General features: G+C 32.3%; 7 protein-coding genes. All 7 read right to left on the reverse strand.

What is annotated here, in order from left to right; translation table 11 throughout:
• Positions 1-211 precede the first annotated feature (211 nt).
• On the reverse strand, positions 212-1783 hold the full coding sequence (locus tag FC45_RS07010) for an ATP-binding cassette domain-containing protein (protein ID WP_006588331.1): 1572 nt from the start codon (positions 1781-1783) through the stop codon (positions 212-214).
• A 65-nt stretch (positions 1784-1848) separates the two neighbouring features.
• Entirely contained in the window at positions 1849-2565 is a 717-nt protein-coding gene (locus tag FC45_RS07015; protein WP_006585421.1) for an ABC transporter permease, read from the reverse strand.
• The gene (locus FC45_RS07020) at positions 2565-3302 is read right to left on the reverse strand and encodes an ABC transporter permease (protein ID WP_006588330.1); all 738 of its coding nucleotides are present in this window, start codon (positions 3300-3302) and stop codon (positions 2565-2567) included. The genes FC45_RS07015 and FC45_RS07020 overlap by 1 nt, the downstream gene beginning before the upstream one ends.
• Positions 3303-3304: 2 nt before the next feature.
• Positions 3305-4072 (reverse strand): ABC transporter ATP-binding protein, encoded by a 768-nt coding sequence (locus FC45_RS07025; protein ID WP_057706498.1) that lies wholly within the window; start codon positions 4070-4072, stop codon positions 3305-3307.
• Positions 4072-5958, reverse strand: coding sequence for an endonuclease MutS2 (locus FC45_RS07030; protein ID WP_057706500.1), 1887 nt, complete (start codon positions 5956-5958; stop codon positions 4072-4074). Before FC45_RS07030 ends, FC45_RS07025 begins: the two co-directional genes overlap by 1 nt.
• A 173-nt stretch (positions 5959-6131) precedes the next feature.
• Complete coding sequence (rlmH, locus tag FC45_RS07035; RefSeq protein ID WP_006585418.1) at positions 6132-6611, reverse strand: 23S rRNA (pseudouridine(1915)-N(3))-methyltransferase RlmH; 480 nt, start codon at positions 6609-6611, stop codon at positions 6132-6134.
• A gap of 465 nt (positions 6612-7076) precedes the next feature.
• A partial coding sequence (locus FC45_RS07040) for a S1C family serine protease (RefSeq protein ID WP_057706502.1) occupies positions 7077-8003 on the reverse strand: 927 nt, incomplete at its 5' end.

Here is an 8003-nt window from a genome sequence, read left to right on the forward strand (position 1 = left end):
AAAAACGTTTATTTTGCATAATACTGCCAAAGATCTCATCATTTGTGAAGCCATAGAATTTGTTATCATCTAGCATCTCTTTTCCTCCTAATTTTTGCGTACAATATAAAATACGAAAAAACAGAGGATTTTATTCAGGAAAATCAAAAAAGCGATGAGATTATTCTCAACCGCTATTTTTGGCTCTATAATTTTTCTGTTGATAGTTTATTTAAGCTTTAACTAATTCTACTACTTGAGTAAATTTAGCCTTTTCTTTTTCAGAAACTTTATGGGCAACTTCGATTACTGTACCTGGGAAATCTTCTAAAATAGTTTGATGAATCTTTTCAGATAGTTCTTGATCTAAAGCACTAGTAGCTTCATCAGCAATCAAAATTGGACGATCAGCTATAATTGCCCGAGCAATTTCAACCCGTTGATTTTGACCACCAGACAGGTTCTTCCCATTTTTGCCAACTTGGTAATCTAACCCTTTATCTGCAACTAGCTCTTTTAATCCCGCTTTAGTAATTGCATTGTCTAAAATTTCAGCAGAAACTTTTCTTCCTAAAGTTATGTTAAAGCCTAAAGTATCATCTAAAATTATTGGTTTTTGATTAATAAAGCTAAAGTACTGGTGCAATTGACTCCAATTACCATTTTCTTCTTTACCATTAAACAGATAATCACCAGTAGTTAACTTATAATTACCAGTTATCACATTTAATAAAGTCGATTTCCCCCAACCCGATGGCGCATCAAGTAAAATTTTTTCACCTGATTTAACATCTAAATTTACGTTAGAGAAAATTTGCTTATCATTAATTTTAATTGCAGCATTTTGGATTTTTAAGTTAGTGAATTTATTTGTAGCTGATTCTATAGATTCCTTAGTAAGTTCCGGAATTGCTAAAAATTTATTCCAAATTGGATTTGTTGACTTAACATTATTAATATCACCAAAAATACCAACAATAGGATTAATAAAGTTATTTGCTAATTGGGCAATCATCATGATAGTACCCAATGTTATCTGCCCATTAACTACCAAATATACCCCAATCGCAAAAGGTAATAACATTGAACAAATAAATGCTAAAGTCATAGTTAATTCATTAGCAATCTGTTTAACACTATTGGTCTTTCTAAGAGCTAATTCCATGTTTTTAGCTGCTTTATACAAGCGATGCATCAATGAAGGTTCAACATCATAAAGCTGAGACATGGGTGCGATAGTCAAAGAATCATCTACTGTATTAGTATATTTTCGATTTTCTTTTTCCCAGACATCGGAACTTTTTTCAATCATTGGTCCAAAGATATTCTGTAATAATGCTGGAGCAAAGGCAGCAAATAAGAATACCAATGATAAAATCCATGACCCTAATAAAGCTGAAACAAAAGCTGAAATAAATTGAATGGCATTCATGATAATATCTAGTTGTGCTTCAATGCGATTAGTTTCAAGTTGCTTTAAGTCATTAGTCATGAACGATACATCAATTTCAGAATTAGAATTTCTATTAACAAGTAAGTATTTTGCTGCTTTAGCCTTAATATTTAAATTAATCTCAGTCACAATATTGGCATACAGCAATTGATATAGCACTCCCGCTATTCCCAATAAAACTAATACTCCAAAAGCAACAAGTACAATATTTAGCAAACTACCCTTGGGTTTATTAGCATAATCAATAAACAGTTTAAAAGTATAAGCAACAAATACCATTTCAAACGACTTAATTATTGCCAAGATTAAGTACATAAATAGTTTGAAAGGATGAGCATATTTTAGGGTCATAGTTGTACCTCCAAAGTTATCTGTATTCAATATATTTTACTTAGTTTCTTATATTTGCTTAATTGCTACCTATTTCTTACATACCAATTATGATAAAGTCGCATCCCACCAGCTAAAATAAACCAAAATCCCAGCTTAAAAAGCGTAACTGCCAAAGCCTGATTAAAATAACTCCCAGCTAAAATCCAATCAAGTAAATCACTAACAGGAAAAACTTCTGCTACTACCCTTAGCCAAGTTGGATACTGACTCACAGGAATAATCACTCCAGCTACAAGTACCAAACTAGCAGTTGCAATATTAGTTAGCCAATATGGATTTTCTTTTTGATCTCCCGCAAGCGCACAAATATAAGCTAACAAACTAGCAAAAACAATCATAATTAAAAATGCACTAGTCAATTTTCCTGCGTAAGCTAACATCCCCATACTAGTTAAAGCAATCAAAGCCAATACCAACAATTCCAACGCTGCAGCTACACTAGCTATCATAATCTTGGGTAACCAATATTGGCTAAACTTGGGCTTAATGGAAATAATTTCTTCACTAGTACCAACATTTTGGTCATAACAATATGAACCGGTAATAATTCCTACCATCGTAATTATCGCCGTTGTAGCAAGACTTCCAATTAACACTCGACGAAAATCTTGACCAGTATCATAAATAATTAGTAAAAACATAACAAGGGACACAACTGGCAAAATCAAATAATTAACAATAATGGTTCGTAAATTTTCAAAATCACCAATTGTTGAAAAAGTAACTTTATAATTTTCCATTAGAATACCCCCAATCTATTTTCTTTGAAGGCTCGTTTAATAACGAATTTGGTTAGTATTTTGGAGATATAGACAAAAAATATAGTTACTAAAAGATAAGTAAGAATAAGTTCTAAATTTATTTTTTCTTGATAAATTAGCTTAATTGGCAAAGTCAACGGACTTAGCATTTGCACTGGTTTCAAATATGGCAAGGCAAAACTTGGAATTGTTAACAAACCTGATAAAAGTAAGATGGGAGTTAAGACTAATTCTTCATATGCCATTGCATTTCGAGTTAAGATGAAAAGTAAACTAATAAAATAACTCAAAACTGTTGCAGTCAACCATAAGATTACAATCCCTAGCCCAAGCTGCCAGTCTAAATTAGCTACTGGAATCCCTAATACTATGGCCAAAACTCCAGCTAAAGGAAAAGCAACTAAGCCATAAATTGCTGCTGGCGACAGCGTTGCAAGTAAAACTAGCTCGCGGCTAATTCCTGAATTTAATAAATACGGTAAAGTTCCTTGCCATCTTTGATAAGCTAGAGCACCGGCACTAGTTGTACAAGAAGCCCAGGTTCCCATAATTCCAGCAATTAACCATTCCTGCCCAGTATAAGTTTGATTCACATAATGGGCTAAATACTGATATAGCTCCATTGTGGCTGTAGTTGTAATTACCAACATAACAAAATAACTATTTTTAACATACAGTTTAAGCTGGAATTTAACTAAGTTAATGAAGCGTAGCATCTTTATAGCCCCCTCTTCAACTTAGGTGCAATTGCTAAGTAGGCTTTTTCTAAGCTAGTGTTAGCATCAACTCCAGCAAATTCTTTAATCTGATCATTATTACCACTAAAGACTAGTTTTCCCCCACCAATTAAATGAATTGTATCTGCTAAAGTTTCAATATCTGCCATATCATGACTAGTTAAAATAATTCCATGACCTGCTTCTTTTAAGTTTTTAATCAGCTCTCTAACCGTATAAACAGATTCCACATCTAAACCAGCAGTTGGCTCATCTAACATTAGAATTTCAGGTTTATTAACTAATCCGCGAGCAATATGCAATCTTTGCATCATCCCTTTAGAAAAAGAGCCAACATACTTATCTTTAACATCAAGTAAGTTAACAATTTCTAAGGCATTCAAGACATTATTTTTAATGTCTTTTTCTTTAACGTTAAGTAGCCTTGCAAAAAAGGCTAGATTATCATAGGCAGAAGCTGAGTTATAAAACCCTCGATCTCCACCAAAGACAACTCCCATCTTTTGGCGTGCCTCTCGAGGTTTTTGTGCTAAATTTAAGCCCATGATTTCAATCTTGCCACTAGTAGGAACTAAATAACCTGAAATAGACCTAATTAGGGTCGTTTTCCCCGCTCCATTAGGCCCGACAAAAGAAATCACCTCACCTTTATGAAGGATAAAGCTAATTCCATCAACAGCTTTGAAGATTGTTTTATTCTTTCCTTTGAAGTAGCGTTTAATATTTTGTACAGCTAAAAGTTCATTCATTATTTTCCACTCTCTATCCCTGTTACTCTTTGTTTATTTAATGTTTTAAAAGCTTTTTTCGAACCGCGATTTAAATCACGATTAAACTTATAATCTTGATAATCTTTGATAAACAATAAATCCAAATTATAACCTTCAGGATATAAGTCTTTGGCTTGTCGCAATAATTTCACTCGTTTCAGCGGTACAGTTACAAATTCTTTATCTACAAAAACCTCAATTTCATCCTTAAACTGAATTTTTTGATAAAAAATACCTTCTTTCTTTAAATTACTTAAATAAACAATATCTCCCTTGGCTAATGAAGCATTATGATATTTACTTTTAGTTTTTTCATGAAAAATAATTTTACTTGCTTTTAAAGGATATTTACCAGTTTGTAATATTTTTTTAGCTTCTGTGATTACTTTTTTATTAATTCCTACTTTTTCAGCTATCCAGAGAGCACGTGAATCGCCAACTTCATTCATTTTCAAACGATATGTAGGTTGTAAAGTTGTCAAATCAAAATCCATTGATGCAGTTATAAAGTTAGCTTGCTTATTTGCATAATCCTTTATTGCGCTATAGTGAGTAGTAGCAATAACTATACTGCCAGAATTAATTAATTCACTTAAACTAGCGATTGCTATCGCAGCTCCTTCATTAGGATCGGTTCCCGAACCAATTTCATCAAGTAGGATTACGCTCCTTTTTCCTGCTTTTTGCAAAATCTTACTTAAAGTTGTCATTTCGGCAGAAAAAGTAGATAAAGAATTATCTAAATTTTGATGATCTCCAATACTAATAAATATATCTTTAACAATTGGAATATTGCATGGCTTACTACTTGGTAAAAATAAACCAATTTCTGTCATCAAGATACTTAATCCAACTGTTTTTAAACTGACAGTCTTTCCGCCAGCATTAGGACCTGTTATCATCAAACCTCTTGTCTGATTAGTTAGACTTAATGAAAGTGGCACTGGATGTTGTATCAAAGGATGACGTACTTCATGCAAAACCAATTCTTGCTTTTCATTCAATTGTGGTCTTTTCGCTGAAAAATCAATCGAAAATTGCCCCCTTGCTAAGATGAAGTCTATTTCATTAATTATTGCGAGATTAGTTCTAAGCGCTTGTAAATCTTCAAATATCCTAGCTGTTAATAAACCTAAAATTTGTTCTTCAATTAATGTGATTTGCGCTTCAATCGCAAGTATTTGTGAAACCAAATTGCTAACTTTTGCTGGTTCAATATAAAAAGTTTTTCCATTAGCTGACTTACTTATAACCTGACCTGCAATTTTAGATTTAAAGCTAGCTTTTACAGCTATTGTCCAATGTCCCTCTTTTTTAAAGGGAATATAGTCTTGTAAATACTGCTCATAATTTTTATTTTTAAGAAAATCTGACAAGTAGTTTTTTACTTTTTCTTTTAATTCACATTTTTTTCTACGCAGTCTTCCTAAGTCATAGCCTGCATTGTCACTTACAATCCCATGTTCAATTTTGCTATAAATTTCATTTTCTAACTTAGTTAACTCTACTAAATCACTAGCAATCAACGCTAAATTAGGCGCCAACATTTTTCTTTTATAAAAATATCGTTTTATCAATAAATTGACACGTAAGAAGTCAGCAATCGTTTCTAATTCAGTTGCATCTAAACTAATTCCCTTTTCAACTTTTTTAAGTAAGTGCTCAATATTTTCACTACCTGCAAATGGAATATGTTCCCGCAAATTTAGCAATTTTACCGCCTCTTCAGTCTGAGTTAACAGAGATTCAACGGCTTTAATATTAGTTAACGGCTTGATATTCACTATGCGCTCTTTTGCTTCACTTGTTCTGGCAAAACTAGCTAATTTATTTTTTACTTGATCAAATTGTAAATCTTGATCCATATAATTCTAAATCCCTTCAATTATTAAAATACTTCCTTTTTTGTAAATTTTTAAAAGCAATCATATGACATGTACCTCTATTAAATATAATTTTTAATTATTATAATATCTTTTTCATTTTTAGCAAATAAAAAAGGAACCGAATGTCAAAATTCGGTTCCTTTTAGCTTTTTCTACTTATGATATGGACTACCAGAATTAATCATAAATGCCCGATATATTTGCTCAGTGAGAACTAATCTCATTAACTGGTGGGGCATCGTCAATTTTCCAAAGCTCAATAAATCATTAGCTCTTTTATTCACAGCTGGACTCGTTCCTAAACTACCACCAATCACAAAGGTAATATCTGAATGTCCATAAGTACCCAAATCTGCAATTTCTTTGGCTAATTCTTCACTAGCTCTCTCGCGTCCTTTAATAGCCGTTACAATCACATATTCCTTATCTTTAATCTTGCTAAGAATCTTTTCTCCTTCCACTTCCTTAACATGCTCTTGCTCAGCTTCACTCATATTTTCAGGAGCTTTTTCATCAGGTACTTCCACAATCTTAAACTTCACAAATCGACTCAATCGTTTTGCATATTCTGCTATACCGTCTTTAAAATACTTTTCTTTTAGTTTTCCAACACATACTATCTTAATATTCATGTTATTAATTTTACCCCAGAATCTACAACTATTCCACACAAGTTATCCACACCTGTGGAAATCAAAATTCTATATATTGTACTTTTTTCTTAGCATCTACTACTAATAGTGGGAACTAACTTTCTGAAAAAATTTTTTATACTTTTTTTGATATTTTTCCTGTGTATATCTACATTTACAAACTTTTTATATATTTTGTTGATATATCAGCATTTATAGCTATTAAATAATATTACTTCTAAATTTTATCCACTAATTATGCACAGCTTATTCCCATAAGGAAACCGCTTTTTTAGATATTTATACACAATCCACAAAGTTTTCCACATTTTCCCACAAGCTTACCTCACTTATTTCTTCCTTGACAAATTTAAAAAGCGAACTTAAATTAGTTTCACATTCTTTTTATTAAGAAAAAACTGCTAAAGTGCTTAACAATGCACCTTAGCAGTTTTTACATTATTCTTAATTTGACTTAAGTGTTACATCTAAATTAACAGTCTTACCATTTCTATTCACGGTAACCGTTACTTTATCGCCAATCTTATGCTTGTATAAAATTTCATGGAGTGAAACAACATCTGAAACACTAGTACCATCTACTTTGGTAATAATATCTCCACTCTTCATCCCTGCAGCACTAGCTGCGCTATTCTTAGTTACACTAGCTACATAAATACCACTCTTTAAACTGGTTTTGATTCCTAATTGTTCTCTATAAGCTGAATTTAACTCGCTTAATGAAATAACCTTAATTCCTAATTGTGGTCGAGTTACTTTTCCATTCTTAACCAATTGATTAATAATAGTTACTACTTCATTAGAAGGAATGGCAAATCCCATTCCTTCAACTGATGTACCATCGGTAGATTGGGACAATTTCATAGAGTTAATCCCAATTACTTGTCCAGCAGAATTTACCAATGCACCACCTGAATTACCTGGATTAATAGCGGCATCAGTTTGAATAACTGTCTGTTGGTTAGAAGAAGTGGTGATTGTTCTACTTGGTGCAGATATTATCCCTTGCGTTACAGAAGAAGCATATTCACTACCCATAGGTGAACCAACAGCAATTACAGTTTGTCCAGTAATTAATGACTTAGAATCACCAAAACTAGCAGTTTGTGTAACATATTTTGCATCAATTGATAGAACTGCTAAGTCACTAGTCGAATCCTTACCTACTACCTTAGCAGATACTGTTTTTCCTGAAGCTAATACTACCTGTACCTTATCACTTCCACTAATTACGTGATTATTAGTTACAATATAGCCTTTACCATTAGACTTTAAATAAATTACCCCAGAGCCTTCAGAATAAGTTGTATATTTCGTAGTTGATGAACTAGATGACGAATCTGAATCACCACCGCCAAATAAGTCATAAAT

The organism is Lactobacillus jensenii DSM 20557 (assembly GCF_001436455.1).
Classification (GTDB): domain Bacteria; phylum Bacillota; class Bacilli; order Lactobacillales; family Lactobacillaceae; genus Lactobacillus; species Lactobacillus jensenii.

Bases quoted from the DNA above. Each gene is read 5' to 3' on its own strand.
- FC45_RS07025 (WP_057706498.1), bottom strand. From the start codon at position 4,072: ATGAATGAACTTTTAGCTGTACAAAATATTAAACGCTACTTCAAAGGA.
- FC45_RS07020 (WP_006588330.1), bottom strand. From the start codon at position 3,302: ATGCTACGCTTCATTAACTTAGTTAAATTCCAGCTTAAACTGTATGTT.
- rlmH (WP_006585418.1), bottom strand. From the start codon at position 6,611: ATGAATATTAAGATAGTATGTGTTGGAAAACTAAAAGAAAAGTATTTT.
- FC45_RS07010 (WP_006588331.1), bottom strand. From the start codon at position 1,783: ATGACCCTAAAATATGCTCATCCTTTCAAACTATTTATGTACTTAATC.
- FC45_RS07015 (WP_006585421.1), bottom strand. From the start codon at position 2,565: ATGGAAAATTATAAAGTTACTTTTTCAACAATTGGTGATTTTGAAAAT.
- FC45_RS07030 (WP_057706500.1), bottom strand. From the start codon at position 5,958: ATGGATCAAGATTTACAATTTGATCAAGTAAAAAATAAATTAGCTAGT.